General features: G+C 56.9%; 17 protein-coding genes. 4 read left to right on the top strand and 13 right to left on the bottom strand.

Annotated elements, in window-relative coordinates:
• Positions 1-18: 18 nt before the first annotated feature.
• From ERD84_RS15045 to apbC, 3 genes are read right to left on the bottom strand one after another with little or no spacing between them, the layout of a single operon-like run.
• Positions 19-3,630, bottom strand: coding sequence for a translocation/assembly module TamB domain-containing protein (locus ERD84_RS15045; protein ID WP_245150720.1), 3,612 nt, complete (start codon positions 3,628-3,630; stop codon positions 19-21).
• Positions 3,627-5,399 (bottom strand): autotransporter assembly complex protein TamA, encoded by a 1,773-nt coding sequence (locus ERD84_RS15040; RefSeq protein WP_130040491.1) that lies wholly within the window; start codon positions 5,397-5,399, stop codon positions 3,627-3,629. Before ERD84_RS15040 ends, ERD84_RS15045 begins: the two co-directional genes overlap by 4 nt.
• Positions 5,400-5,405: 6 nt before the next feature.
• Positions 5,406-6,491, bottom strand: a complete 1,086-nt coding sequence (gene apbC, locus ERD84_RS15035; RefSeq protein WP_130040490.1) for an iron-sulfur cluster carrier protein ApbC — start codon at positions 6,489-6,491, stop codon at positions 5,406-5,408.
• 112 nt (positions 6,492-6,603) lie between these two features.
• Here apbC and ERD84_RS15030 point away from each other — a divergent pair, with 112 nt between their 5' ends.
• From ERD84_RS15030 to ERD84_RS15015, 4 genes are all read left to right on the top strand, one after another.
• Positions 6,604-6,852 carry a hypothetical protein gene (locus ERD84_RS15030; protein ID WP_130040489.1) on the top strand — a complete coding sequence of 83 codons (249 nt, stop codon included), beginning with the start codon at positions 6,604-6,606 and terminating at the stop codon, positions 6,850-6,852.
• A gap of 162 nt (positions 6,853-7,014) precedes the next feature.
• Positions 7,015-9,087: a methionine--tRNA ligase gene (metG, locus tag ERD84_RS15025; RefSeq protein ID WP_130040488.1), complete on the top strand. Its 2,073-nt coding sequence runs from the start codon at positions 7,015-7,017 to the stop codon at positions 9,085-9,087.
• A gap of 22 nt (positions 9,088-9,109) precedes the next feature.
• A complete protein-coding gene (locus ERD84_RS15020; protein ID WP_130040487.1) occupies positions 9,110-10,027 on the top strand; it encodes a cation diffusion facilitator family transporter in 918 nt (305 codons plus the stop codon).
• A gap of 9 nt (positions 10,028-10,036) precedes the next feature.
• Positions 10,037-11,575, top strand: coding sequence for an MDR family MFS transporter (locus tag ERD84_RS15015; protein WP_130040486.1), 1,539 nt, complete (start codon positions 10,037-10,039; stop codon positions 11,573-11,575).
• A gap of 41 nt (positions 11,576-11,616) precedes the next feature.
• Here ERD84_RS15015 and ERD84_RS15010 read toward each other — a convergent pair whose 3' ends face one another.
• From ERD84_RS15010 to ERD84_RS14965, 10 genes are all read right to left on the bottom strand, one after another.
• Complete coding sequence (locus tag ERD84_RS15010) at positions 11,617-13,107, bottom strand: sugar ABC transporter ATP-binding protein (RefSeq protein ID WP_130040485.1); 1,491 nt, start codon at positions 13,105-13,107, stop codon at positions 11,617-11,619.
• A gap of 4 nt (positions 13,108-13,111) precedes the next feature.
• Positions 13,112-14,200, bottom strand: coding sequence for an SMP-30/gluconolactonase/LRE family protein (locus tag ERD84_RS15005; protein WP_130040484.1), 1,089 nt, complete (start codon positions 14,198-14,200; stop codon positions 13,112-13,114).
• A 4-nt stretch (positions 14,201-14,204) separates the two neighbouring features.
• Entirely contained in the window at positions 14,205-16,316 is a 2,112-nt protein-coding gene (locus tag ERD84_RS15000) for an ABC transporter permease (protein WP_130040483.1), read from the bottom strand.
• Between the two features lie 63 nt (positions 16,317-16,379).
• Positions 16,380-17,444: a sugar ABC transporter substrate-binding protein gene (locus ERD84_RS14995; RefSeq protein WP_130040482.1), complete on the bottom strand. Its 1,065-nt coding sequence runs from the start codon at positions 17,442-17,444 to the stop codon at positions 16,380-16,382.
• A 105-nt stretch (positions 17,445-17,549) separates the two neighbouring features.
• Positions 17,550-18,614 (bottom strand): sugar ABC transporter substrate-binding protein, encoded by a 1,065-nt coding sequence (locus ERD84_RS14990; RefSeq protein WP_130040481.1) that lies wholly within the window; start codon positions 18,612-18,614, stop codon positions 17,550-17,552.
• A 26-nt stretch (positions 18,615-18,640) separates the two neighbouring features.
• Positions 18,641-19,654, bottom strand: coding sequence for an ABC transporter permease (locus ERD84_RS14985; RefSeq protein WP_245150719.1), 1,014 nt, complete (start codon positions 19,652-19,654; stop codon positions 18,641-18,643).
• A 420-nt stretch (positions 19,655-20,074) separates the two neighbouring features.
• Positions 20,075-20,836 (bottom strand): IclR family transcriptional regulator, encoded by a 762-nt coding sequence (locus ERD84_RS14980; protein WP_130040480.1) that lies wholly within the window; start codon positions 20,834-20,836, stop codon positions 20,075-20,077.
• A gap of 31 nt (positions 20,837-20,867) precedes the next feature.
• Positions 20,868-22,280 carry an FAD-binding oxidoreductase gene (locus ERD84_RS14975; RefSeq protein ID WP_130040479.1) on the bottom strand — a complete coding sequence of 471 codons (1,413 nt, stop codon included), beginning with the start codon at positions 22,278-22,280 and terminating at the stop codon, positions 20,868-20,870.
• Between the two features lie 66 nt (positions 22,281-22,346).
• The gene (locus ERD84_RS14970; RefSeq protein WP_130040478.1) at positions 22,347-24,131 is read right to left on the bottom strand and encodes an IlvD/Edd family dehydratase; all 1,785 of its coding nucleotides are present in this window, start codon (positions 24,129-24,131) and stop codon (positions 22,347-22,349) included.
• 154 nt (positions 24,132-24,285) lie between these two features.
• A complete protein-coding gene (locus ERD84_RS14965; RefSeq protein WP_130040477.1) occupies positions 24,286-25,320 on the bottom strand; it encodes a TRAP transporter substrate-binding protein in 1,035 nt (344 codons plus the stop codon).
• Positions 25,321-25,353: the final 33 nt, after the last annotated feature.

Below are 25,353 nucleotides of genomic sequence, written 5' to 3'. Positions count from 1 at the left end.
GAAACGTACCCAACTGTCTTAATCCCGGGAGAACCAGCGATAAATCAGGGCCAGCCCATTCACGGTGCCGCCACTGAGTTCAGCCGTCAGACCTCTGGCCAGCCTATAGCTTGCCCGCCCCACTGTACCGGTATCGGACAAGGCTTGCCGGATGCTCAAGGTAAAGCCTTCGCCGACGGCCTTGCTGATCTGTATAAACTTGCGTTCAAGGTCGCTGGTACCGCTGTCGAGGCCGCTCACCACGCTTTCCGCAGGCAAAATACTACCAACGGCACCCAGCTCGCCCGAGCGCATGCTGAGCTCGTCGATACCAAACTTGCGGTAGAAGGGCTCACCATCGCCCAAGAGGGACGTACCCACCGAGAACAGCAGCGCCACGTCGCCCCCGGAATCATCGGGCCCATGCCCCAGCAGCAGCCAGGAAAGCTTCTCGAGTTCGCTCACGGCCGGATAAGACACCAGGTCGATACGCGGTCGTTTGGCCGTTCCCGCCACACGCACGCCCGCCTCGACCTGCAGCCCAGTCCGCAAGGCCTCGATATTCAGCGTCGGGTTGGTAATGTCACCCTGAAAAGTAATGGTTCCGCGGCGTAGCTGCAGGCGCTGCCCATAGGCTTCGATGGCCCCACCGCGGGTACGCAGGGCGCCCACTCCGGTCAGTCTGCCGCCTATCATCGAGATGCGGATACCACCGACCAGGCCTGAGTCAAGACCATAGCCCGTCAGGTAAAAGCGCGGCCCCAGGTCCACTTGCAGGTCAAGAGTCAAATCCATAGGTACGCTGGGTTCCACTGGCGCCTGACCCTCCCGCAGCACGACCACATCACTGTCTACGGTTGGGATCCCTCCCAACATATCCAGGTCGAACCAACCCGCGTCAGCAGTAACGGATCCGTTAATGGCAATAGAGGGCAACTGGAGGTTCAAATGCACCTCGCCACTGACCATGGCATAGCGGTCGGAACGCTGCAGAATGGGATAACGGTGCAAGACGACATCGATGGCGCCTCGCGACTCGAATAAAAACCACTCGCCCGTCAGGGTCAGATGCCCGCCTTTGGCCTCAGGATTGCTGCTGACCCACTCTGCCGTACGCCACTCTTTGGGCTCCACACGCAGCAGCGCAGGAAAGCTCAACTTTTCAAGAATGAGGCGATCGTCCTCCAGCCGCGCCGACAGGGTGCCATTCAGCAACCGGATGCCATCATCAACGCGTATCATCCGGATGTCCTGCCCAGTGATCGTGCCATTGCTGCGCCAGCTGCCATTTGCCTGACTTTGGAGTGCAACCTTGGCTTGCACCGCCCCACCCAACTCCATACTGTCGTCCAGAAACAGACTGGTCCAGCTCAAATCATCAATATCGGCATCGATATTGACCGTTTTGGTGTCTCGGGGGTTGATGCTGAAACGGCCTTCCGGCGAATGCAATAGTGTCGTGGCATTGGCCGAAATCCGACCCATTTTTTTGGTGGCCAATTGCAAGTCTGCCGTGATGCGACTGGTCGCAGCACCCGTAGGCCTGAAAGCCACATCCAGCCCCAGGGTTTCCAGACCGAGCGGGAAGGCGGGGTCGGCGGGAACCATGATGTCGCCCGAAATACGCTGGACATGAGCCTGTCCCTCGAGGGCACCGGCGAATTTCAGATCCCAGTCCAGCGCCAGGACTATCTCGGTCCCCGCATTGGCCTTGGCATTCCTCAGCCTGACGCTGCCCCGATCAATTTTTTCCTGATCGGGTACCTCAAGCAATTTCTGTATATCGTCAATCAAGCGCTGCGAAACCGACAGACGCTCAACCGAGCCCTGTGTTTCCCAACGCCCAGCCCCACCTCGCGAGCCCTGGTGCTGCAGGGTCAGCACATTACGCGATGACATCATGACTTCGAGCTGAGTACGCCCTACCTGCCATTGCCAGGCCGGCGCAGCTACGCCTGGAAAGAAACTGACTGGCACCTCACGTTCCGCCTTGAGGCCGAGATTTGCATGGTCGGCCTCAAGCGTCTTGATAGTGCCTTGCCAGCCTTCCGGGCTATTGAGCGCCTCGTCAGCCCGGCCCCAGCCTCCCTCAAGCGCGATATGGGCACGCATGGGCGCCTTACCCAGCTTGCCGGCCTGACTATGCTCCGGCGTATATTCGCCAGTCAGATCGGCCATATGCCTGCCCAGCTCGCCAGCAATGACTCCTTTAAGCGTCGCACCACCCGGCAGGTCGGGCCAAAAGGCAGCCAGCTGGGGGGCCAATAAATCCAGATTGATACGACTATCACGTAAGCCCAGTGAACCATCTGCCTGCAAGCGATTCCTGCCCAGCCGCAAGTCCATCTCGACGGCAGCCAGCCGCAAGCCCTTCCAGATCGGATCCTGTTGGGCATTCGTGACAGGCTCTATGCCTGCCTGCTGAGTCTGAACCTCATCCGTATCAACAACAGGCGATAGTCCCGCCTGCCCCTCGTTTACGATCTGCGTATTAAAGCTGCCGGACAAGGCTTGCTGATTCCAGCGCGACCCCTCCTGAATATTCAAATCCAGACTGCCTTGCCGGAACTCGCTGTGATTCTTCAGCTCCACATCGAAATCGGCCGCCATGGTCAGCAGCAAATCGGGGATCACATCACCGACCAATAGCCCGACATTCAGTTTGTTGCTGCGCAAAGTGCCCGTCACCCGATCATTGGCCTTACCTTCCTGGCCGCCCAATACCCAGTCCAGTTGAGCCTGTAATGAGGACCCATCAGCCAGTTTCAAATCGGCCACCGCATTCTTAAGGGGAAAGGCTGCACGCGGCGTCAAGTTGATATCGGCATCCACCTTCATGCCCTGGCCGGCGCCTTTCAGCACTACCCGCAACGCCTCCAGGCTGCCATCGAGCGTCGTGTCGATATCCAGGGCGCAGTTCCAGCCGTCCCTCGAGACAGTCTCTGCGCTGGAGCCGGAAGGCAGCGTAGGCAAATAACGGTGTGCGCATAAAGGAGAATCGGCGCCCAACCCTTCCGCGCGAGTGGTAATCTGCGCCTGCAGTGGCCAGGGATCACCCAGCTCCAGCACCTTGACCTCGCCCGAGAAGCCCGCTTTCAGTTGCTCATGCCCAACATCCAGACTTTGCAGCAGCAATTGCCCACCTACCTGGCTCAGTGCCAAAGACGTAGACAGATTACTGATATCGACCGGCAAAGGCTCGCCGTCCAAGGTAACAGCCAGCTCATCCAGCACCAGTCGATCGACCGCCAGGCGAAATGGCAAAATCGGCATAGCAAACGGTTCGCTGGCTTTTTCCTCTTGGCTGCTACGCAGATCAAGTCGTAATGAGCCCGCCGACAACTCGACGATATGCACGTTGCCATCCAGCAGCTCACGCCAATTGGCCTGCAAATGAAAACGCTCGAGTTCGAGCTCCGTATCGGGCAATGACAGCGAAAGCTCGTCTACCTGCACGCCATCCCAGATCGATCCGGAAATACCACGGGTCTGTCCGTCAAACTGCTCCGCCACCGTAATCAGCGCCCAACGCGTTCCTTCAGGCGTCCCCAGTACCCAATAGCCAAATCCACACACTACAGCGAGCAGCAGGACGGATAGCGGTCCCGTCCAGATCAAACCGCCCCGCAGCCATTTCGACAGCCGGTTCAAAATGCGATACCCAGGGAAAAGTGCAGCCTCAAGCGCTTATCGCGCTCGCCGTAAGCTACATCCACATAAAAAGGCCCTGCCGGTGTACGCACCGACAAACCGACACCAATACCCACGGCCGGGTCCATGTCACCGAAGGATTCCGCCGCATCACCTACATCGATAAAGTAATTCATCCCCAGCATCTCGGTGAAATAGTGTGTGTACTGAATACTGGCAACTGCCATTGCCGGTGCACCCACAACCGCATCGCCGCGATCCAGCCCTATGCTTTGGTAACGATAGCCGCGTATGGTTCTTGCTCCACCCGTGCGGTAACCAAAATCTTGCGGCAAGCGATCGGTATCGGACCAGACTTTGCCCACCTCACCGCGCACGGTCAGGACATCGCGTCGTCCGATAGGCCACCACTGTTGCAGGCGCAGGCTGCTGCGATAAAAAGGCTCGCCCTTGTCCAGGGTAATGCCTGCCCCCAGACCGAAGTCGATCAGATTGCCTTCACGCGGATCGTACTTTTTATCAACATCGCGTCTCAGCCACTGCCAGGTGGCCACCGAGGTGGGCACCTCATAGTCGTCATATCCGCTGATTTGGGTTTTGTCGTAGGCGACACCCAGGGCCCATTGGGTTTCATATTCGACCCGGCTGTCGCCCGCCGCCTTGCGTTCCTGCCGGCGTTTCCAGGCTGCACCGATCCGGCGGTTATCCACTCCCTCAACATCGGAATGCTCGTACAACACGCCTACGCTGTCCTTATAGCCTTTTAGCGTCGGAGGCAGATGAACATCGAAGAAAACGCGCTGATTGTCCTTGTCGACACCCGCCCCGGTTTCTATCCAGACAGGCTTGCCAAAGACTACATTCTGCCGATACAGGCCTTCAACCCGCAGGCCGTGGTCACTGTCCACACCAATGGACGTTGTGACGCGTCGCGCAGGCGCTTCGGACACCTGTACCCGCACTGGCAGCTCCATTTCGTCGCCGGCCAGGACCCGATGCGTGGACTCGTCCTGGTCGAGCGTGACGAACGCCCCTCGAAAGAATGACGTGGATTGCAAGGCCTGCTGCCAGTCATCGAGTTTGTCCTGGTCATACGGTTCGCCCGGTGCATACTGGATGTAGCGGTCGATCAGCGAAGCTGGCACCCGCTTCAGACCGCTCACCGACATAGGCCCCAGACGCACCCTGGGGCCGCTGGCCACATTCACGAACAAATCGGCACTGGCATTATCTGCATCGATGGTGGCTTGCGTACTGGCCAAACGGGCGAAATAGAAATCCTTGCGGCTGACAGCATCCAGCAGACCGACCTTGGCGTCGTGCCATGACGAGTTGATGAAAGGCATGCCTTGGTCCAACGGCCATTGTTCTTTCAACAAGTCCACACGCGCGGCGAACTCCGGGCGCGTGATCTGTCCTTTGAACTGCAGGTTTACATTTTCGACCTGCGTGCGCTCGCCCGGCTCAATAGTGATCTCCCAGGTTTCACCTGCGATATCCTCGCCGACCTCGAGAGTCACTTTAGGTGAAAAAAAACCCTGTGTCTCGAGGGCGGAAAGCGTGGCCTCACGAGCGCGGCGTCGCAGTCGCGAAACCTCACCGCCATCTTGATCTTCCGCCAAGCGGGTAATGGCTTCGACGGCACCATTAATGGCTTGCAATGCTTCGGGCGGCACGCCGCCCGGGTCGATTACGACCTCGGGTCGAGCGGCATGGGCACATTGAATGGCGCTCCATGCCAACAACAAACATCCCAACCCCAACCGCATGACTTGCTATACCTTGCGTGCAACAACTTTAGGCGTCATTGCTGAATTGTCAGGCGGCAATGCAGCGACCTGGGCCGCAATCTGCCTGGCAATATCATGATAGGCCAAAGCCGCTTTACCCTCGGGCTCGGCCACCACACTGGGCGTCCCCGAGTCAGTTTGTGTGCGTATGGCCATGGCCAAAGGCAAGGCCCCAAGCCAGGGCAGATTGAACTCCGCCGCCATATCCCGTCCGCCGTGCTCACCGAAAATAGGCTCGGCATGGCCGCAGTTGGTACACACATGCACCGACATGTTCTCGACCACACCCAGCACAGGAACATTGACCTTCTGGAACATACGCAAACCGCGGCGTGCGTCAGCCAGTGCCAGATCTTGAGGGGTTGTCACAATGACAGCACCGGTCAGAGGCACCTTCTGGGCCATGGTCAGGGCAATATCGCCCGTGCCGGGCGGCATATCGACGATGAGATAGTCCAGATCGTCCCATGCCGTCTGGTTGAGCAACTGTACCAAGGCCTGGGTAACCATAGGACCACGCCAGATAGCAGGCGCATCTTCTTCGATGAGAAACCCAATGGAGTTGGCTTGTAACTCATGGCCTATCAAGGGCTGCATGGTTTTGCCGTCATCGCTTTTAGGCTTACCCGACAGCCCCAGCATAAGAGGCACACTGGGCCCATAAATGTCGGCATCGAGCAACCCGGTGCGAGCGCCCTGACGCTGTAGGGCCAGGGCAATATTGACGGCTGTAGTGCTTTTTCCGACACCGCCCTTGCCCGAGGCCACGGCAATAATGTTGCGCACGTTAGGCAACGGCCTGAGCCCGGGCTGCACAGCGTGGCTGATAATTTTTGTGTCTTTATCCATGCGTTTGAGTGATAGCCCCAATGCACCTAAAGCAGTTTCAATACGTTTCTTCAATTCAGACTCCCCATTGTGCGAAGGATAACCGAGAGGTACAGTGATAGATACTTCCGTCCCTTCAACAACGATGTCGCAGTTTTTCGCCGTAACGGGCAGCAATTTTTTGGTGTTCGGGTCAGTAATTTCAGACAGCACACCCAGAATCTGTTCAGGGTTCACGCTCATTTCTATCGGCCTTGCCTCATTAAAATGCATTAAAACCAGTTCAATGCAGTAAAGTCTAAAGAATAGCGGATTAAGGGAATTTTTTTCCCTTGCCGAGGTCTACATAAACAATATGAATACATTTAATCAGATTATTCGCGGTATTCTCTTCTTTTTCCTTGCCCTTTTTGGCATGGCCATGGCTCTGCTTTTCATGGCCTCCACCGCCATTGCCGTTGCCATACTGTACGTTGTTGCACGCATCAAGGGCCGCCCTTTTGGCGTAAAGGCATACTGGGAAGAGCGCCGCAAACCCTCGACGCCAAAAAATATGTTCAAAAACAAGGACATAACCGACGTCGAAATGCGCGAAATCCCCTAAACAGGGGTTCCCGGCGCCACGTCCACACAGAGTACGCCGCAACGCGGCGCACCTGTTTGCTTAGGGCTTGCAAATTAACAATTCATAACCAAAAAATTTGCTTTTGCGGTACGGGCTAAAATCAATGCTCGTCCCCCCCTTGTTTTCTTTTGATACCTCAACATGTCGCGCACGATTTTCGTCACTACAGCTCTGCCCTACGCCAACGGTTCATTTCATATCGGCCACATCATGGAGTACATCCAGGCTGATATCTGGGTGAGATCCATGCGAATGTCGGGCCACACGGTACATTTCGTCGGTGCCGACGACGCCCATGGTGCGCCAATCATGCTGAAGGCCGAAAGCGAAGGCATTACACCGCAGGCACTGGTTGCCCGTTATGCCTCCGAGCGCCCGCAGTATCTGAACGGCTTTCACATCAAGTTTGATCACTGGCACTCAACCGATTCAACTGAAAACATTGAGCTATCGCAAGATATATACCGCCGCCTCAAGGCCGCCGGCTTCATTGACACGCGCACCATCGAGCAGTTCTACGACCCCGTCAAGGGCATGTTTCTGCCCGATCGCTACATCAAGGGCGAATGCCCACGCTGCCACGCCAAAGATCAATACGGTGACTCCTGCGAGTCCTGCGGCGCCGTTTATGCACCGACCGACCTGATCAATCCTTATTCCACGCTCACCAAGGCCACGCCGGTACTGAAGTCATCCGAGCATTTCTTCTTCAAGCTGTCCGACCCCCGTTGCGTGGAATTCCTGCAGGCATGGACCACCGGGAGCAATCCCAGCGGCAATAAACGGCTGCAATCCGAAGTGCTGGCCAAAACCCGCGAATGGCTGGGCACAGGCAGCGACGACGGCGAAGCCAATCTAGCCGACTGGGACATTTCACGTGATGAACCGTATTTCGGCATACCCATTCCCGATGCACCTGGCAAGTATTTTTATGTCTGGCTCGACGCGCCCGTAGGATATCTGGCTTCGCTCAAGGCGTACTGCAACAAGCAAGGTCTGGACTTCGATGCACTGGTCGACCCCAACGGCGATACCGAACAGGTTCACTTTATCGGTAAAGACATTGTGTACTTCCATGCCCTGTTCTGGCCGGCAATGCTCAAGTTTTCGGGCAAGAAAACGCCCGACGGCCTGCACGTTCACGGTTTCATCACCGTCAGCGGCGAAAAAATGTCCAAAAGCCGCGGCACGGGCATATCGCCCCTGCGCTATCTGGACATCGGCATGAACGCCGAATGGATGCGCTACTACATTGCCGCCAAGCTGAATGCTCACGTCGAAGACCTGGACTTCAACCCCGACGATTTCATCGCTCGCGTCAACAGTGATCTGGTCGGCAAATACGTCAATATTGCCAGCCGAGCGGCCAATTTCATCAGCAAGTACTTCGACGGCCAGCTAGGCTATCAGGCCGACACTGCAGCGCTGGAGCAAGAACTGCTGCAGGTGGCCGAACAGGTACGCGTTTCTTTTGAAAACCGCGAGTACGGGCGCGCTGTCCGCCAGATCATGGCGCAGGCCGACCTCATCAACCAAGCCTTCGATGCCGCTCAGCCCTGGGTTCTGGCCAAAGGCATTGCTTCGGCGCCTGAAGAACAAAAGGTCTTGCTGCAAGATATCTGTTCGCGCGCCCTGGCTGGATTCAAGGCGCTGTCGGTCATGCTGACGCCCGTATTGCCCGAACTAACCAAAAGAGTTGCACACGAACTGTTCGGCCAAGACACTTTATTCCAGTGGTCCGACGCGGCAAAACTACCCCAGCGGATTGCTCCCTTCAAGCACTTGATGCAACGCGTCGAGCCCAAAATGCTGGACGATCTGTTCGAGCCACCAGCTGTCCCCGCCCCTACGCCGGGCGGCGAAGCCATCGCCGACACCATCGATATCAAAGACTTCGGAAAACTCGATCTACGCATCGCCCGCATTGTGAATTGCGAAGCTGTAGAGGGTTCCGACAAACTACTGCGCCTGACGCTGGATGTAGGCGAAGGACGTCACCGGCAAGTGTTTTCCGGCATCAAGTCGGCCTACCAGCCGGCCGACCTGATCGATCAGTTGACCGTCGTGGTAGCCAACCTGGCGCCCCGCAAAATGCGTTTCGGCATTTCCGAAGGCATGGTGCTGTCAGCCAGCCACAACGACGCCAACATTGATGCTGGCCTGTATATTCTGCAAGCTTGGCCAGGTGCGCAACCCGGCATGCGTATCGGCTAAGTTTCATAAAAAAGGGTTGTCCATGAGCCCGCATTTTGACCCCGAGCGCCAGAGTGCAGGCCATCGCAGCACATTGGTCAGCGTTGCTGTCAATATCGTTCTGACCATCGTCCAAATAGTGATTGGGCTATTTGCCCATTCACAAGCCCTGGTCGCCGACGCGATTCATTCGCTATCAGACCTGGTGTCCGACGGCGTTGTGCTGATCGCCAACAAACATAGCCAAAAAGCCCCCGACGCCGATCACCCCTACGGTCACCGGCGTTTTGAAACTGCCGCCTCGCTGGCCGTTGGGGCACTGCTGCTTGCGGTGGGCATAGGCATGCTATGGGGCAGTTTCACCAAGCTGCAGCGTCCTGAGGCCATCCCTGAAGTGCACAGCGCGGCTCTGATTGTGGCTGCACTGGCCCTGATCACCAAAGAACTGCTGTTTCGCTATCTGTTGCGTGTAGCCCAGCGCGTACGCTCTACCATGCTCGCAGCCAATGCCTGGCACGCACGCTCGGATGCCGCATCATCATTCGTGGTGGCACTGGGCATCATCGCCAACTTGGCTGGCTTTCATCTGGCCGACCCTCTGGCTGCCCTGATTGTCGGCCTGATGATCATACGCGCGGGCTGGAAATTTTTCTTCACTTCGTTCAACGACCTAATGGACTCCGCCGTAGACGAAAATACCGAAGCAAGAATACGTCAGCATATTGTGGCAACGCCCGGCGTTCAAGGCATACATGATTTAAAAACCCGCAAGATGGGCGACATGATCTGGGTGGAAGTCGACATAGAAATGGACGCTACCCTGACGATAGCGCAAGGCCACGACATTGCTGTGGCAGCACGTAAGCGGGTTATGGATAATGAGCCTGTGCTGGACGTGATGACGCATTTCGACCCGGTAAGTGTGGGCACAGCACGCAAGCAAGACCCGCACATACCGTAGAGAACAACCATGGCATCCGCAAACCCTGCTACACCTGCGCCCACACGATTAAGCCCACAAGAGATCCGTTCCATCATCATAGGCCTGATGCTGGCCATCCTGCTTGGAGCGCTGGACTCAACAATTATCTCGGTAGCCTTGCCCAAAATGGCTGCCGATCTGCAAGGCATCAACTTACTGGCATGGGTCATGTCGGGCTACCTGATTGCCATGGCGGTTGCCACGCCTATCTACGGCAAACTGGGTGACATCTATGGGCGGCGCAGCGTGCTGTCCAGCGCCATCATTTTATTTCTGGCGGCGTCCGTAGCCTGCGCCATGGCACCGACCATGCCCGTTCTGGTGGCTGCCCGGATTCTGCAAGGTCTGGGCGGCGGCGGATTGATTTCCGTAGCCCAGGCGACCATTGCCGATGTTGTCAGCCCACGGGACCGGGGTCGCTACCAAGCCTATATCAGTGGGGCGTTTGCCGTGGCGAGCGTATCGGGCCCCGTGCTTGGCGGCTTGCTGACGGCCTATCTGTCGTGGCGCTGGGTATTCTGGATCAATCTGCCGCTAGGCTTGATCGCCCTGCTGATCTCACGCCGCGCCCTGGCTAAACTGCAAGTACCGCAACGCAAGCGATCGGTCGACTATCTGGGCGCAATTCTGCTGAGCGCAGGGTTGACAGCCATACTGCTGGCCATCACGCGCGCGGGCCAGCAAAATGTACCCGGACTGGACCACAACAGCTTGTGGATGGCCGGGCTTGCCATCGTCAGCCTGGCTGCTTTCGGCTGGCATGCCCTGCATGCGGCCGAACCTATCGTTCCGCTTGGCCTCTTTCGTATCCGTACCGTCACCCTTTGCTGCCTGATTCTTTTTATCGCTTTTGTAGAACTGGTCGCCCTCACAGTACTCGTACCGCTGGAATTACAAATGCTGACGTCGATGGGTGCCGATGGCGCTGCCTGGCGCCTGATTCCGCTATCGTTGGGGGTACCGATGGGCGCCTATACCAGTGGTCGGCTGATGACGCACTGGGGCACATATAAGGGCATTCAATTGACAGGCACCCTGCTCACGCCCATCGCTATTTTTCTCATCGCCTTCGCCAACCCTACAGCCACAGTCATCATGACAATCCTGCTGAGCCTGGTTGGCTTCGGCATAGGCTTGCAACTTCCCTCTTCTACGGTCGCCGTGCAGAATTCTGTGCCACATCATCATGTAGGCGTGGCAACTGCTGCATCGGCGTTTTGTCGATCATTGGGTTCGGCCATAGGCATTGCCTTGCTGACCGCATTTTTATTGTCGTGGCTGCGCACAGGTGCCGATGGCCTGGGCAATGGCATGAGTGGCGCAGAGATCATCAACACGCTTATCGGACACAGCCATGCCAGTCTTCAGGATATGGATTTATCCGGCCTGGCACCTGTGGCGCAGCAATCTTTCGAGAAGGTCTATATGCTGGCTGCGGCGCTTGCCACACCATCGATTTTTCTGACCTTGCTCTTGAAGAATGAGCCTTTAAGCGAGAAGGCGCCAGAACCGGCATCGAAACTGTAAAGCAGCTTACTTCGACCAATCGAAATATGCCTTAGGCAACATCAGTGTATCGACGCATACATGATTTCTTCTTCTGTGACGTCTGAGTTGGTGAACTCTTCGACGATACGCCCCTGGCGGGATACCAGAATACGGTCAGAGAGCATCATTACTTCAGGCAAATACGAAGAAATCACCACGACCGCCAGGCCCTGATCGGCAAGCCCCCTGATGATATCGTGAATCTCAGCGACTGCACCCACATCTACACCGCGGGTTGGCTCATCGAAGATGACCAGCTCGGGTTCTTGTATCAACGACTTGGCGATGACGACTTTTTGCTGATTGCCGCCTGATAGCTCGATAACATGGGCATTCTCGGTAACGGCCCTGACATTCAGCTTCTCTTTCCAGTTGGCTCCCACGGATTTTTCTTGGGAGCGACTCATAAACTGGCGTTTCCCACGCAGTTTTGCAAGCAGCCCCATATAGATATTGCGCGAGATTGTCATGGTTTCGAAGAAGCCATCGACCTTACGGTCTTCGGTGATGTAGGCAATGCCGCCCGCCATGGCAGGCACAGGCACCCGGTAGCGCACCGCCTGATCCTTGAACACTACCTTGCCACCATGTGTGTAGTCACGTTTGAGCACACCCGCCACCACCTTGAAGGTTTCAGTCCGTCCTGATCCAATCAGACCGAATACCCCCGTGATCTGCCCGGCGAAAACTGAAAACGAAGTGTTCCGTACCATGGTACCCATGCGCAGGTTTTGCACGCTCAGCACCCGCTTGCCAGCCGGCCGCAAGGTGGTTTTTTGTCCGTACAAAGTGCTGGTCAGGTCACGGCCAACCATGGCACGCACAATACGGTCGCGATCGAAGTTGGCCGTGTCGTCGGTAACGATGTGTTTGCCATCACGCATCACGGTGATCCGGTCAGACAGCTCCAGCGCCTCTTCAAGGGCGTGGGAAATGAAGATAATGGATACGCCGCGCGCTTTCAGATTGCTCATCAAGTCGAAGAAGTATTTTTTTTCTTCTGGCGTCAGGGTTGCAGTGGGTTCGTCGAAAATAATGACGCGCGCATCATGCAGCACGGCGCGGGCGATCTCGACCATTTGTTTTTGTGCCGCCCCCAGGTTGGCCACCATATGCGTAGGGTCGACATTGAAATTCAGGGACTGCAGTAGTTGCTGGGCGGCAATATACACGGCACGCAGTCGATTGACGAATTTCTCTTTGCCCAGAAAAAGATTCTGACCAACCGTCATGGTGGGCACCAGGCTGGTTTCCTGGAACACCATGGCTACCCCTGCTGACAAGGCCTCGACGGGGTTGCGAAATAGCACCTTTTTGCCGTCGATGCGCATTTCACCACCGCTGAGCTCCACGACGCCGGCCATCACCTTGGTCAGCGTTGATTTACCGGCACCATTTTCGCCGCACAAAGCGTGAATTTCGCCCGGCATCAGCGTGAAGTCGACGCTATCGATGGCGGGAACACCGCCATATCTTTTGGTTGCCTGCTGAAGTTCCAAGATGGGTGTCATCGTGTTAATCCTGTAGATTCAGTTCAGAAAGCGGTACACGCAGGATACGACCTGACCCCTTGGACAAGGCCAGCAAGGCGCCGTCGAACTCAAGGGCTGCCGTAATACCATGATGCAGTCCACCCACGCGGCTATGCACCGAATAAAGAGGTTCGAGGTCTTTCGAAAGGCGCAAGACGAGCCCGTAGGAGCGGGGTGGCGCCCACGGCTTGAGAATGCCCATCTGGCGCACACCACCCTGCTGCAGGGGCTCAAGAAAATCACTCCCTGAACTCAGGGCTGGCGCGATCCAGTATTGCGGCTCGATGGTTTGCATCATTTCGCTGCGGAAGGCGTCTTCTCGCAGGACAAACTCCAGAAGCTGGCTGCGCGGCGCAAAGATTGTGAGCCAGAAACCACCATCGGAGGCGCGGGAGATACGTGAGGGATAGCCTGCTATTTGGCTCGGACCGATTTCGACGGTTTCCCCCTGGATGACGCGCAAGCGATGTGCCCATGTTTCGGACGCAATGATGCGACTGCCGTCAAAACACACGCCATAACAGTAAGCCAGCCCCTGGGCCCTGACACGGCAGGAATCGGACTGCGGATCGTACTCGAGAATGCGGCCACTCTTGCCCCGGCTGAGCAAATCAGTTGTCCAGTCGGCATAGGACACATTGCTTGATCCTTGGCTGATCAGCAAGCTGCCGCCAGGCCCTTCATGCATAGCGTTGATGCATTGAACAGCCTGGCCTTCCAGTGTGTGGACTTGTTTTCCATCGAACGAGCCCATTATGAAAGACAGGCCATCTTGCGTAGCGGCAACCAGGCCATCGCGAAATACCGCAAGCGCCTGCGCGGGCGCGGACAATTGAGCAATAAGGTGCTGATCGCCGTCCGGGTCGATCTGGAGAATATCGCGGCCACACGCCGCAATCAGTTGACCATTGCCGTTGACCACCATATCTTCGAGGCCTGCTCGCTCGAAAAACACCTGGGCTTTTTCAAGAATATTGTTGGGCTTCAACGCACCATCCAGAACAGGAACCGAGGTATCGGCCTCGCCTACGCCAAAAAAACGATTGTGTGCCCGTTTGAGAGTTTTAAACATGCCTTCAAGCCCGTTCGATAGGATATTGCATGAACTCGGGATCTGCGTCTTCGAGTTTGTAGCGTCCGATGCGGTTGTTGGAGATTCCACCCAGGTACAGATAACCGCGATGCTCGCGCATGGAGGTGATCATGGGATGGTTTTCTCCGCTGCGATCCCAGTAAGACTCAAGGACCTGGCCATTTTCATCGCATTTAATGACGCAGCCCACATTGATATTGGGTGCCAGCCATTCATCCTGTCCCAGACGCTTGACCATGCGGCGCCGGAACGCAGGTGAACGCATGGCCAAATCAAACGTCGGGCTGCGCATGCCCATGATGGCAATCCAGTAATTGCCATCGGAAGCCCGATTGATATTGTCCGGATAGCCAGGCAGATCGGGAATGATGACTTCGACCGTACCCTTCTTGGGCCCATCAAACCAATAGCGGCTGATCCGGCATGCCCAGCTTTCCGCAAACAATAGCGACTGCCCATCGGAAGCCATGCAGACACCATTGGGGAAGACAAGATTTTTCAGCGCGGTATGGGTCCGCCCGGTATTCGGGTCATAGCAGATAATGCGACCATTGCCACGCCCCTCAAGGCTGTCGATAGGCCACTCGTGCATCTCGTAGCGTACCGTAGCCTCGGAAAAGAAAATGCGGCCGTCGGGTGCGATATCCAGGTCGTCGGCCAATCGCAGACGGCTGTCATCGACCACCGACATCAAGGACCGTCCGGTTTCGTCTGTAACCTTGTCTACCGAGCGGTCCTTGCGGTTTACCCGGTACAGACCCATGCCACCTACGCAGACGTAAATATTACCGCTCTTGTCAAAGGCCATACCCAGGGGCTGGCCGCCTATATGGGCATAGAGTTCCGAACGTTGATAGTCGGGCGCAAAGAAGCGCATGATGTTGCCATGGCGTGTCCCGCAATAAAGGTTGTCGTCCTCGTCGAGGATGACATCTTCGGGCGACTCTACCATGCCCAGGCCGATGCGCTCGATATTGCCCAGCTTATTGTTGACGGCATAGGGCGACCCCGACCCTTCCACCCCCACGCTGGGTGCGGCAGGCAAAGGCAGGTATCCTGGGCTGACGTAGAGTTCTCTGAGCGCCTTGCCTCGATTCTTGAACCAGCGAATATCGAGCGTCACGGCCGCGATCATGATGAAGGCCAGCGCCATGCGGATATATCCTGCCGGAACAGACAAACCCCTGAGACTATTGGTGACGATCAGCACAATCAGTGTTCCAAGGACTACTTTGGCAACCGAGCCCTTGCCACCGCCCAGCCTGATGCCTCCGAGCAAGGCAGCCGCCAGCACAATGATCTCAAGGCCTATCCCGGTATCGGCGCTGCTGCTGTCAACCCGGGCGGCAAACAACACTGCCGCAACTGCTGCAAAGACACCCGATGCCACGTAAGCCGAAGCGGCAATCCGGTTGACCGATAAACCTGAGTTGTAGGCGGAGCGGCGCGAGCCTCCGACGGCCATCATATGCCAGCCGCCGCGCATTCGAGTCAGGAATATGTGGAAGAGAATCGCCACGACGAGAAAAATCCACATCGAGATGGGCAAACCCAGGAAGGACCCGTTGCCCAGCTGATCCCAGAGATCGGAATCAGGAATGGTGGAGGCGATTTCCACCGCCCACTTGAACTGAATAAGATTGAAGATGGCGCGAAAGATGATGAGCGTGACCAGCGTCGTAAGAAAGGCACGCAGCTTGAGATAGCCGATCAGTACGCCATTGACGGCCCCCATCAATGCACCGCAAACCAGCGTTGCACCTATCGCGGCAAGAACGGGCCACTCGAGCACATGGATGAGATACAGCACCACGACGTTGCAGATCGCATACATGGACCCCACACTCAGGTCTATGCCGCCCACAATCAGCACCAACGCCATGCCGCAAACAATAAAGCCTATCTCGCTGGCTTGTCGCAACAGGACAGATATGGAGTTGAAGGAGAGGAAGTTATCGACGATGGAGGCAAAGACGGCGACGACCACCAGAAGTACGATCAGCGGTACCGCCGTTTCCATCCATTGCTTTGCCAGCAGTTCGCCAATCGCCCTGTCAGGCCAGTAACGATAACGAAGTTTTTTTACCGTATCCATGCTTCTGTGGTGCTTCCCTTAAGTTCAACAAGCAGCGCCCCGCGCGGAGCACGCGAATTCGGCTTACTGATGCACAGTATCAAGTGACCAGCAAGCGCTTGCATCCATGGTTGCTTTGGTGACTTCGCGTAGCGGCGAATACAGTGCCACCTTGAGCTTGCCTGGTTCATCGGGAGCCTGCAGCGCCATTTGAATCAGGTTGTTGACATCGCGGCCCTGTCCCGGCACGTTGAAGCTGATGTAGTTGTCGAACTTGCCTTCCTGGATAGCCTTGCAGGCGAAATCACTGAAGCCGCCATTGGTCGACAAGAACACCTGGCCCGTCTTGCCCTCTTGTGCAATCGCAGAGGCCGTCCCCAGGTCGGGCACGTCCCAAACGCCAATAATGGCGCACAAATCGGGGTGCTGCTTCAGGGTGACCTCGGTGATGGACTTGGCCTTGGACGATTCATAATTACCCACAGACTGGCGGGCAACTATATTTATGTCCGGATTTTTTTCGAATACATTGTTATAGCCAGTTTGCAGATAGACCGTCCAGGGCGCTGTCGTAGGCCCATTAAGAATGAGCACCTTGCGGGAGGTATCTGCTCCGCAATGCTTGACCACGGACTGCGCCTGCATCTCGCCAATGACCGTGGCGTCGCCGCCGGCAAAGCCGGTGCTCATGGCCAGGCTCTTCATGTTCAGTTGAACGACGTAGACGCCCGCATCTTCAAGCTTTTTGATGATCTTGGCATAGGATGTGACATCGGGGTTGTGCACGACGACGACATCTGGCTTGGGGTCTTCGTTCAGCAACTGCGTCAGGATCTGTACCCCTGCCGAGGTATCGAAATTAGCGTTGCGGACCTCGTACTCGTAGCCCAGGCGCTTGGCTTGCAAGCCCATGATCTTGGACCAGGCCTCGGTAAGGTCCAGGCCCATGAACACCGGCACAAACACCACCCGCTTGCCTTTGAAAAGTTCATAGTACCGTGTACGTTCCGGGTCTTTGATTGCTCCCGAGCCCTGTGCGTAGGCCTGGCCCGCAAAACAAACCGCCAGAAGCACGGCAAACATAGCAATCATCAGGGTTACCGTCTTGCGGCCCACACCCATACGGTTGTTGAAGCGAAAGCATTCCATGGCATTCTCCGTGTAAAGCCATTACCTGGCCAAGACTGCCGGCCATCTTGATAAAATTTTCTTCGTGGGCTCCACGGTAGTGCGGGAGCCCTTATTGATGCAGTTTTACTGACGCAGGGTGTCTACCGCCCAGCATTGATGACTATCGGCATCTTCCTGGGTGTAAACAAACAGCGGGGTGTACAAAGCAACCTTGAGCTTGCCCGGCTTGTCGGGGCTCTGGAGTGCCATCTGAATCAGGTCGTTCACGTCGCGGCTTTGGCCCGGTACGTCATAGCTAACATAGTGATCGAAAGCTTTGGTCTTCAGACCCTTGCAAGCGACTTCGCCGCCACCACCACTGGTAGAGATAAGAACCTTGCCGGTTTTACCCGCATCTTTTACCGCAGCGGCCGTTGCCAGATCGGGAATATCCCAGACACCCATGATGGCGCATAGATCGGGATGTTGCTTGAGGGTGACCTCGGTAATGGACTTGGCTTTGGAAGACTCGTAATTGCCTATGGACTGACGCGCCACGACCTTGAGGTTTGGGTGCTTTGCCAGGACATTGTTGTAGCCCTCTTGCATGTAGACCGTCCAGGGTGCTGTGGTGGGGCCATTGAGAATCATGATTTTTTGTGAGCTGTCTGGCCCGCATTGCTTGGCTACCCACTCGGCCTGGGTTTCACCGATGACGGTGGCGTCGGCCCCTGCAAAGCCCGTCGTCATGGTCAGGCTTTTCATGTTGAGCTGAATCACATAAATGCCTGCGTCTTCAAGCCGTTTCTCGATCTTGGCATAAGAGGTGACGTCGGGGTTTTGAATCACCACCACATCGGGCTTGGGATCTTCGTTGAGCAGTTGAGTCAGTATCTGCACACCTGCTGACGTATCGAAGTTGGCATTGCGGACCTCGTAGTCATAGCCCAGCTGCTTGGCCTGCAGGCTCATGACCCTGGACCAGCCCTCGGTAAGGTCCAGCCCCATGAACACCGGCACAAACACCACCCGCTTGCCTTTGAAGGTTTCGTAGTAATGGGTGCGTTCGGGGTCTTTGATGGCGCCCTGGCCCTGCGCATAAACCGTTGCGGAAGCGAATACCGCCCCCACGGCAACCGACAGACTCAACACTGCCGTCGCAATCCGTCGTCCTAAACGCCTGTCGCGAAATAATTGAAAACTGCTCATGATTGTCTCCTTGGAGTAGCTTGACGCTAGATATCGCCTTGTTGTGCGGTTTCTTCGTTACGGGGATTCAACACGCTGTCCAGGGCAATGGCAAACAGCAATACAATGCCCTTGAGCAGATTTTGCATATCGAGGGCCAGATTCATAATGGTCATGCCGTTAATGATCGTGCCCACCAACAAAGTGCCCACGACCACGCTGAGCACCCCACCACGCCCTCCGGACAAACCCACACCGCCCAGTACTACGACCAAGATAATGTCGTAAATCAGGGAGAGGTTATAGATACGGGTGTCCATCAGGCTATTGGAAGAAGCCATCACTAGGCCAGCCAGCACCGCAATAAGCGCTGCCAGTACATATTGAAAAACCATGATGGGGCGAACCGGAATGCCTGTAGTGCGCGCGGCATTGGGATTGTCGCCAATGGCATAGATGAACAGCCCCAGCTTCGTGCGGCTCAGGAACAGCCAGGTGCATACCGCAACGACAGCGACAACAATGATGCTGCTGGGGATACCAGCGATATCGGTACCGCCCAGCCACAACAATGCATTCATTTGTTCAGGCCATGGCACCATATCGGATTTCAGGATGCCCACCTGGCCCAGGCCTGCCAGGCCTAAGCCCACTGCCAGCGTGACAAACAAGGCCGGGATCTCGGCGTAGGCAACAAAAATACCGTTGAGCAGCCCTACCGCCACTGCAAACAGCAGGCCTAGAATCAAGGAGGGCCACAGCCCCAGGCCAGCACCGGCCAGGGTCATGATCAATGCCGTGGGCACCGCCATGACGGCCACCATGGACAGATCGATTCCACGTCCGATTACGACGATAGCCATCGCGAAACCAAGGATGCCAAGCACCGATATGGAGCGCAACATGGCCACGATATTGCCCACGCTAAAGAAACCTGGCAATGCAACAGAAAAAATAGCAAAGATCACGATGAACAGCAAAAACACTATCGTTTGCTGATCGAGTTTTATGCTTTTCCTGGCTGGCGAATTCATCCGCGAAGGCAGTTGGGCGGAGCTCACTCTTTTTCCCCTTCCAAATTATTTTGATCAATAAAACTACTGAACTTATTGTGGGAACTGAAATGGAAAATGCGGTGCTACTGAAATCTCTGTAGCAGACTCTAGCAATGCGCTTACATCACTGTCAATGCGTGTTTGCCTGCTGAAGCGCTGCCGGAAGGGAGTTGAAATCAATATTAGCCAGCAGCATCAGGCACCCTGGTATTTACCCGATAAAAAATATCCAAGCCATTGATTCATTATTGAAAATATCAGACCGCTCTCTACACTTACCGGCAAGGAAAGCAAGCAATGCGGTGGCGTTCCGAAAGCCGCTATCGTTCTGATTAAGATGGGGTTTCGAAAAAACAAAGCATATCGTCCTGCCAGCATCGGCATCGAAACCAGGTGTTTTATGCTTTGCCGCGCTCAGGCACCGGATCAACCACGCGTCGACAGACGCTGTTTGACTTGTTCGGCCACCCGCACAATAGCCTGCATAATGGCCTTTTCCCGCTTCTGGCCCAGACGGTCGGTGGGGATCGACGTACTGACCGCAATCCTGCGCCCCGTCGGGGTTTCTCCGGCGTAGACTGCAAAACAATTCAACCCCGCAGCCACCTCCTCCAGATCAAGCGCCAGCCCAGACCGGCGGACCGTCGCAAGTTCCCCCAGCAATATGTCATGCCGGGTAATCGTGCGATCCGTGATGGCCACGAGTTCTTGCGGCAGCAACTGCAGGACTTCTTCATCGGACAATTGCGCGAGCAGCGCCTTGCCCAGGGCGCAGGCATGAGCGGGTAGCCTGGTCCCCATATCGGAAACCAGACGAACCGGACGGTGTGCATCCTCGCGTGCCAGATAGACCACCTCTTTGCCCTGCAGCACGGCCAGCTGGACAACTTCATTGTGCGCATTAACAAATTCTGCGGCTGCCGCCCGGAAAATATGCTGCAGATTATCGAAGTGCACATAGGCGCAGCCCAGCATGTAAAGCCCAATGCCTATAACGTAGCCACTTCCCTTTTTCTCGATCCAGCGTCGCTGTTCGAGCGAAGTGAGCAGCAAGTAAAGCGTGCTTTTTGCCAGGCCGGTGTGCAGGGCCAGGTCAGTCGGACTCACGGGCTCGCTGCTCGAGGCCAGCACCTGAAGAACAGCATCGGCCCGGTCCACCGCGGGCACTGCGGAATTGGAATCACTCATTTCGATCTACACCACCGTGAAAGTCTCAAAGTCATGCATCCCAAGCAAGCACTTTACCCGGATTGAAGATGTTGTACGGATCATAAGCGTGTTTCAGCAATCGCATGAGTTCAACACCAGCCACCCCATGCTCGGCCTTCAGAAATTCGATTTTATGGATGCCGACGCCATGCTCGCCCGAGCAGGTACCTTCCATGCCGATAGCCCGGTGAACCAGGCGATGATTGATAGCCTCGGCCGCCTGCCATTCCTTGCGGCTATCCGGATCGATCAGCATCTGAACGTGAAAATTGCCATCCCCAACATGGCCCACGATCGTGAACGGAAACTCGGCCGATTTCAGGTCCTCCACTGTCTGGGTGACGCAATCGACCAGTTTCGAAATGGGCACGCAAACGTCCGTGGCAACGCTGCGCGCGCCAGGTCGCAACTGCAGCCCCGCAAAATGGGATTGATGCCGGGCAGCCCACAAGCGCGCACGGTCCTCCGGGTTCTCGGCCCAGGTAAACCCCGATCCGCCATGATCGCGCGTGATTTCCCGAACCACCTCAGCCTGTTCGCGCACGCCACCGGCACTGCCATGAAACTCGAACAACAACAGCGGAGTTTCCGCAAGCTCCAGCCGGCTATGGCGGTTGACGGCCCCGACCGCACGCTCATCCATGAACTCAATGCGGGCGATGGCGGTACCGGTCTGCATAATCTCTACCACCGACCGCACGGCATCAGCCAAGGTCGGAAAATTGCAGACTGCCGCGGTCACCGCCTCGGGCCGCGGATAAATTCGCAGCGTCACCTCTACGATGACCCCCAAAGTGCCCTCGCTGCCAACGAACAACCGCGTCAGATCGTAACCGGCGGACGATTTGCGCGCCCGGCTGCTTGTGCGGATGACCTCGCCATTGGCCGTCACGACCTTGAGCGACACGACATTCTCGCGCATGGTGCCGTAACGCACCGCATTGGTGCCCGATGCACGCGTCGCAGCCATCCCTCCGATCGACGCATCCGCCCCCGGGTCGATGGGGAAAAACAGGCCGGTGTCGCGCAGCGCATCATTGACCTGGGTCCGCGTGACGCCCGGCTGAACGGTGATGGTGAAATCCTCGGGCTGCACTGCAATGATCTGGTTCATCTCCGTCATGGACAATGTAATTCCGCCCTCGATAGGCAATACATGTCCTTCAAGGGACGAACCGGCACCGAATGGAACGATCGGCACACGATACTGATTACACAGCCTGACGGCCTGCGCGACTTCGTCCGCGTCGCGTGGAAACACGACGGCGTCGGGCGGACACTCGGGATAGGGTGATTCATCCCTGCCGTAATGCGCACACACAGCGCCGGACGTCACAAACCGCGTCCCGAATATCTCTTTGAATTCGGCCACCCCTTGCGGCGGCAGACTCCGCCGCCTGGTAGTGTCAAAAACGCTGCTCATGCCGTGCCATCCTGTTCCGACCCAGTCTCATGCCATCGCACCCCGGCCAGCGACCGGGTATTGCCCTCAGTGATTGTTGCGGGCCTCACCGCGAGTCTCCAGAATATTCAGGTAGAGCGTCGCGGGTTCCAGGCAGGCACCTGTTCCATGCTGGCCGATAGTGCCGCGATAGATCTCTTCCCAGGGCGTCTGATTGACTAGCTTGGGCGGCTGCCAGGCTGCGCGCCGCTGTTCGAGTTCCGCATCGGAAATCAGCACATCGACCCGATGCGCATTCAGGTCCAAACGAACCTTGTCGCCCGTCTCCAATAAAGCCAGTCCGCCACCAATGGCGGCCTCTGGCGAGACATTGAGGATGGAGGGACTGGCCGACGTGCCACTTTGCCGGCCATCTCCCATGGTGGGCAAGGTATCGATGCCGCGCGCGATCAAGGCGGCCGGCGGCTGCATATTGACGACCTCCGAGCCTCCCGGATACCCCACAGGCCCCACATTGCGGATGACCAGCAGCGTGTGCTCGTCAATTCCGAGCGCGGGATCCTCGATCCGGGCGTGATAGTCTTCGGGCCCCTCGAAGACGACGGCATGCAGCTCGGCCACATTCGGTTGATCGGGATCAGACAAAAAGCGCGCACGGAACTTGTCGTCAATGACGCAGGTCTTGATGATGGCGTTATCGAACAGATTGCCGCTGAGCACCACATAGCCGGCATTATCCTTGAGCGGGTTTTCGTAAGCCCGGATAACTTCACGGTCGGGTTCGTCCGCGCACTGCAGGTTTTCAGCCAACGTTTTACCTGTGACCGTCATGACATCCGTATCAAGCTTACCGGCCTGCATCAATTCCCGCATCACGCCCGGCACGCCACCGGCACGGTGAAAGGCCTCGCCCAAATACCGGCCCGCCGGCTGACAGTCCACCAGCAAGGGAATGTCCGGACCGAGCCGCTGCCAGTCTTCCAGTGTATGGTCTATGCCCATGTGACGGGCGATGGCGATCATGTGGATCGGGCAGTTGGACGAAGCGCCCAGCGCTGCTGCCGCCACGACAGCGTTTTCGAAGGCCGCCTTGGTCATGATGTCCGAGGGGCGCAGATTTTCGTGCACCATATCGACGATGCGGCGACCCGTCTCATACGCCATCCAGCCTCGCTCCCGGTACGGCGCAGGGATAGCCGCACACCCCGGCAGCGACATGCCCAAGGCCTCGGCCAGCGAGTTCATGGACAGGGCTGTTCCCATGGTATTGCAATGGCCGATCGACGGTGCCGAGGCGGCCGCGGCATCCATGAAGCCGTTGTAGTCGATGTCTCCGACCGCGAGGCGACGGCGGGCTTCCCAAATCAGCGTGCCCGAACCCGCCAGCTTGCCGTCCCACCAGCCATCCAGCATCGGACCTCCGGACAGGACAATCGACGGGATATTGACGGTCGCAGCGCCCATCAGGCACGCTGGAGTCGTCTTGTCACAGCCGGTCGTCAGAACAACACCATCGAGCGGATAGCCGTGCAGGACTTCCACCAGCCCCAGATAAGCCAGGTTCCGGTCGATGGCAGCCGTCGGGCGCTTGCCTGTCTCCTGGATCGGATGCATGGGAAACTCCAGAGGAATTCCCCCGGCATCACGAATGCCGTCCCGAACGCGCTTGGCCAATTCGATGTGATGGCGATTACAGGGACACAGGTCGGAACCGGTCTGCGCAATGCCGATAATCGGCTTGCCCGACTGCAGCTCCGCACGGGTGATTCCGTAGTTCATGTACCGCTCGACGTACATGGCCGTCATCCCCGGGTCGGCCGGGTTGTCGAACCAGCGACGGCTACGCAATTTGGATTGTTCAGAATCAGACATAAGACAACGCCTTCAAATGCTTCCGGCGGCAAAAGAAAATCGATCAACCCACGGTGCCGCCCTCCGTGATCGAGTCGGCCGGATCATACGGCCTGCATACTGGCGCGGCGCAGCCGCGAGGCGACTCGCATGCTACGCCGCTTACCGCGGATGCTTACTGTGCTGCTTTCGCGGCCTTCATGATGCCATCCACCGTATCGGGTCCGATTTCTGTACGCAGCTTGGCCACGATGGGCTGCAGCGTCGTCCGGATCTTTTCCTTTTCCTCGGGAGAGAAGCGAGACACCTCGACACCCTGGTCCTTGATGAACTGCAGCGCTTCGCTGTCTGCCTTGCGGCTGATCTTGCGCTGGTAAGCCTGGGCGGTCTTGGCAGCCTGGGTAATGACACCCTGCTCATCAGCCGTCAGGTCATCCCACCAGCGCTTCGAGGCCAGCAGGACGAAAGGCGTATAGACGTGATTGGAAATCGTCAGATACGGCTGGACTTCGTAGAACTTGCTGGTCTTGATCGTGCTCAGGGGATTTTCCTGGCCGTCGACGGTCTTGGTTTCCAGCGCCGTAAACAATTCGGTAAAGGGCATGGGGATGGCATTGGCTCCCAGTCCATTAAACACCGCCAGCGCCACTTCGTTCTGCATGACACGCAGCTTGATACCCTTGATATCTTCCATCTTGGCAATCGCACGGCGCGAGTTCGTGATGTTGCGGAAGCCATTCTCCCAATACAGCAGGCCGATCAGCCCCTGTTCAGGCAAGGTGTCCAGCAGCTTCTTACCCTCGGGGCCGTCCAGCACCGCATCGGCCACTTTTTCATTGTCGAACAGGAAAGGCAAATCGAAGACGCCAAAGCCTTTAACCATACCCGCCAGCGGCGCAGTGGAAACGAAGGTCAGCTCCTGCGACCCGCCGATCAGTGCGTTCTGCATCTGCTCGTCGGAGCCCAGAGAGCCGTTGCCATAGGTCTTGACCTTCATCTTGCCGTCGCTCAGCTTGCCGACTTCTTCGGCGAAGAAACGCACGGCATGGCCCGACGGGCTCGAATCCGCCAAACCATAACCAAAGCGGATGATCCGCGAATTGATGTCCTTGGCCATGACATCGTAGCTGGCCAGGCCCATGGTCATGGCCGCGGCCAGGCCCAGCACCGCCGTTTTAAGACTCAATCTTTTATTCAGATCAACAGACATTTGTCATCCTCCAGAAATATCGCCGGTTTGCCG

Source organism: Pollutimonas harenae (assembly GCF_004153685.1).
Taxonomy (GTDB): domain Bacteria; phylum Pseudomonadota; class Gammaproteobacteria; order Burkholderiales; family Burkholderiaceae_B; genus Pusillimonas_C; species Pusillimonas_C harenae.
Note: the sequence above shows the minus strand (reverse complement) of the source record. Positions and strands in the feature narration are given on the sequence as shown.

Excerpts from the sequence above, each read along its gene's own strand:
- ERD84_RS15040 (WP_130040491.1), bottom strand. The coding sequence starts at position 5,399 with ATGCGGTTGGGGTTGGGATGTTTGTTGTTGGCATGGAGCGCCATTCAA.
- apbC (WP_130040490.1), bottom strand. The coding sequence starts at position 6,491 with ATGAGCGTGAACCCTGAACAGATTCTGGGTGTGCTGTCTGAAATTACT.
- ERD84_RS15030 (WP_130040489.1), top strand. The coding sequence starts at position 6,604 with ATGAATACATTTAATCAGATTATTCGCGGTATTCTCTTCTTTTTCCTT.
- metG (WP_130040488.1), top strand. The coding sequence starts at position 7,015 with ATGTCGCGCACGATTTTCGTCACTACAGCTCTGCCCTACGCCAACGGT.
- ERD84_RS15020 (WP_130040487.1), top strand. The coding sequence starts at position 9,110 with ATGAGCCCGCATTTTGACCCCGAGCGCCAGAGTGCAGGCCATCGCAGC.
- ERD84_RS15015 (WP_130040486.1), top strand. The coding sequence starts at position 10,037 with ATGGCATCCGCAAACCCTGCTACACCTGCGCCCACACGATTAAGCCCA.
- ERD84_RS15010 (WP_130040485.1), bottom strand. The coding sequence starts at position 13,107 with ATGACACCCATCTTGGAACTTCAGCAGGCAACCAAAAGATATGGCGGT.
- ERD84_RS15005 (WP_130040484.1), bottom strand. The coding sequence starts at position 14,200 with ATGTTTAAAACTCTCAAACGGGCACACAATCGTTTTTTTGGCGTAGGC.
- ERD84_RS15000 (WP_130040483.1), bottom strand. The coding sequence starts at position 16,316 with ATGGATACGGTAAAAAAACTTCGTTATCGTTACTGGCCTGACAGGGCG.
- ERD84_RS14995 (WP_130040482.1), bottom strand. The coding sequence starts at position 17,444 with ATGGAATGCTTTCGCTTCAACAACCGTATGGGTGTGGGCCGCAAGACG.
- ERD84_RS14990 (WP_130040481.1), bottom strand. The coding sequence starts at position 18,614 with ATGAGCAGTTTTCAATTATTTCGCGACAGGCGTTTAGGACGACGGATT.
- ERD84_RS14980 (WP_130040480.1), bottom strand. The coding sequence starts at position 20,836 with ATGAGTGATTCCAATTCCGCAGTGCCCGCGGTGGACCGGGCCGATGCT.
- ERD84_RS14975 (WP_130040479.1), bottom strand. The coding sequence starts at position 22,280 with ATGAGCAGCGTTTTTGACACTACCAGGCGGCGGAGTCTGCCGCCGCAA.
- ERD84_RS14970 (WP_130040478.1), bottom strand. The coding sequence starts at position 24,131 with ATGTCTGATTCTGAACAATCCAAATTGCGTAGCCGTCGCTGGTTCGAC.
- ERD84_RS14965 (WP_130040477.1), bottom strand. The coding sequence starts at position 25,320 with ATGTCTGTTGATCTGAATAAAAGATTGAGTCTTAAAACGGCGGTGCTG.